The following is a 3,010-nucleotide window of genomic DNA, read 5'->3' on the forward strand; positions in this document are numbered from 1 at the left end:
CTCGCATCGTAGCCAAAATAGTAGCCATCTTTGGCGTATTTCAATTGTTTCAACAGGGTGATGGCCTGGTCTTTTTCGGCGGACTCACCCTTGGGCGCGGCATCGTAGAGGGGCTTGATCAGCGAGCTGGCAATATCCAGTGAATTGCGCAGTTCGATTTTGTGGGCGTTGAGTAGGGTGTCACGCAGTATCTCCATATCCTTATCGACAACACTCTGCATGCGAACGCTTACCAAAGCCAAAAGCACGGCCAAAATTGCAATACCGGGCAGCAGCCCGAGCAGAATCAGTTTGTATCTCATCGACATGGAACTCATATGAGAGTCTCCCCTTAAGTATTATTAGAAATTTCAGCAGTGGATATATATGTCATATTGTTATGTTGACCAATTGTAATCGGTATCATCTGAACAGCCAGTAATTCGGACGAAAAGATCTAAAATCGTCTATATTCAGATACATAGTTATAACGAGTTAACGAATGGCATTTGCATGACCAACGAGCCACAGATCGAACAACTACTTAAAAAGCTCATAGTGCCAACACAGGATTTGGCGCAGCTGGGTTTTTGCGGCGGTAGCAAAGAGGCGCAGGTCAAACTCTGGCTGCAAAGTTTGCCGCTGACGCAGGCGCAGCAGGTCAGCGCCCAGCTTTATACGGCTGTCCATGAAATTAGCCGTTTGCGAACCAGCAGTGAAAACCGCCTTGCGATTCTCGAGTTGTTGCGCGTCCCGGTCCACCAGACACTGAGTGGTTTGGCACTCAAGTATTTGAACCAGCCTCTGATCCTACCGGAAGCCGCACTTAAAACAGCCACTGTCGCCCAGGCGATCCAGAAACACTTCCTCAACAGTTATCTCTCAGTGGTGAAGGAACTCTGTGTTGCGCGGGATTCAAAAGACCTACAAGGCCTGCAGGCACTCGCCATTCAACGCGCACTAACTGCGCTAGGGCTGTTGCTGTTGCGCTCTTATCAACTTTATCTGCCGGTGGCCAGCCAGGTCTGGGAGGAAGTGCATGCGCTTTATCAGTTGGCTTGCACTCTGGGGTTGGAACAACTGCATGTAGAAGACAAACTGCCCCACCACCAAGGATTGAAAACGATCCACAATGCTTACCTGCGCATCCTCCTGCTGGCTACGGCGCGACCCAATCAACTGCGCCAGGAAGAGATCGACAGCACCTATAACCTGCTGGAGCTGCTGGCGCCTATCGCCGAACTGGACACCTATAATCCCGCCGGCAAAGAAAACCTGTTTGTTGTGCTCCCCAATAGCAATCGCCCACCGTTTTATAAATCCCATTGGCGCCCGGCCAGTAATCCAAGTGCAGAGCCACCGCTGGAAATACGCACCAGCCGCCTGGTGAATAAACTCCAGGAGCAGCAGAAGGTAGGAAATGAAGGGGTAGATGCCAGTGTCAGCCAGCGCAACCAGCTCAATTTGTCGGCAGCATTGACTAAACACCTGGCACAGGCCTGGAGCCATTTGGCACTGCGCAGTTTTGAGCGGCAAGATGTCAGTGCCGAAATTGAAGTCACCGTTGGCCTTACTAATATCCATTTTTATCTTGCCGGTGAGCAGCCATTTAATCTGTTTTTAAACCAAAGCAGTGCCGTGGCGGGTTCGCCCGAAAAAGGGGCTATCTACCAAAAACGTGGTGTTCAGCTTAAAGACGACAAAGCGAAAAAAGAAGACGATCCTTGGGGCGACGCTTTTGATATTGTCGGGACTCCATTTGATGGGTATGCACTACCAACCTTTAATATTGAAAAGAGTATCAAGTCGCAGGAGAAGGTGAATTATCAGGGGCAGCACCCGATTTACACGGTGCCGCTAATGGATCGCAGCCCCGGTGGCTATGGATTGGAGTGGCGCAATGAAATACCGGTGCAAGTCCGCGCCGGAGAACTGCTTGGCCTACGCGAGTATGGCCGCAATAAATGGTCGATTGGCGTGGTGCGCTGGGCACATCAAATTAAAGGTGCGACCCAATTGGGTATCCAGATTATCGCCCCCCACGCCATTCCGGTAGGCTTGGCCGCCGTTCACAAAACCGGTGGCTTTGCTGAATATCTGCGCGCTCTGCAAATCCCCGAGTTGCGCGCCGTCAACCAACCGCCCAGTTTAATTACCAATGCAATTTCTTTTCACGAACACAGCAAAGCGCGTCTTTACACCCAAAGCCAGGCGGGCGTCAGTAATGAGGGTGATAAATCCATCCAACTGACCCAGCGGTTGTTTGCTACCGGTGCTTTTAGCCAGTTTGGTTTTCGCGAGCTGGTCACAGCCAAGCCCGAAGCCAAGACCAGCAAGGATGATTTCGATTCAGTATGGGAATAAAACGCCCAGACTTTACCCAGGCAACTGCGAACTAATCCACAAAAGCCACGACCAGATCGCATAAATAGCATGACAAGTTGAGCGACCCACTGAATTCAGTAATATAGCCCCAACAAGGAACCTTCTGCGATAAGCATCCCGCGCCAAGGCAAGCAATTGGCGACACAAGGTAGAGTTTTTGGACTTACTGGTAAGCCAGCCCTAAGCAAAGTGGCACAAAAAAGCCCAGGGTTCGATACAACAAGCACTCAAACGAACTCGTGCGCTAAAAAACGCGCTATAGTCAAAAACGAGCGAAGCCCTGACCATCGCCTGACTAGATAGAAGATATATGACCACTACCGATACTATCCGACTCCTGATTCTGAATAATCAGCGCTCAGAGGCCGAACGCCTGATCAGTATGCTGCACGCCTCTGGCCACCCCTGCCGCGCGCAACACGTAGAAAGCGAGGAAGCCCTCGTCAAGCTACTGCAAGAACAAAGTTGGGATTTGCTGATTGGCAATAACGACACCACCGCGCCTACCCCGCAAGCCGCGATCAAACAAATCCGCCGCCTCAACAAAGATGTGCCGGTAATCCTGCTCTATGAAGTGGATGAAGACGACAGCCCTTTTGCCGTAGTTGAAGGTCTGCGCATGGGCGCTGCCGATGTCGTCGATCTC

The 3,010-nt window shown here is 51.2% G+C and carries 1 protein-coding gene and 2 pseudogenes; 2 read left to right on the forward strand and 1 reads right to left on the reverse strand.

Annotated elements, in window-relative coordinates:
• Positions 1 to 317, reverse strand: a pseudogene (locus ACWA6V_RS20030) (methyl-accepting chemotaxis protein); the annotation flags it as partial.
• Between the two features lie 175 nt (positions 318 to 492).
• Between ACWA6V_RS20030 and ACWA6V_RS20035 the strand changes: the two are divergent.
• Both ACWA6V_RS20035 and ACWA6V_RS20040 read left to right on the forward strand, forming a co-directional pair.
• Complete coding sequence (locus ACWA6V_RS20035; protein ID WP_449524149.1) at positions 493 to 2,343, forward strand: hypothetical protein; 1,851 nt, start codon at positions 493 to 495, stop codon at positions 2,341 to 2,343.
• 331 nt (positions 2,344 to 2,674) lie between these two features.
• A pseudogene (locus ACWA6V_RS20040) lies at positions 2,675 to 3,010 on the forward strand (GGDEF domain-containing response regulator); the annotation flags it as partial.

The sequence above is a fragment of the Cellvibrio sp. genome, assembly GCF_053579595.1.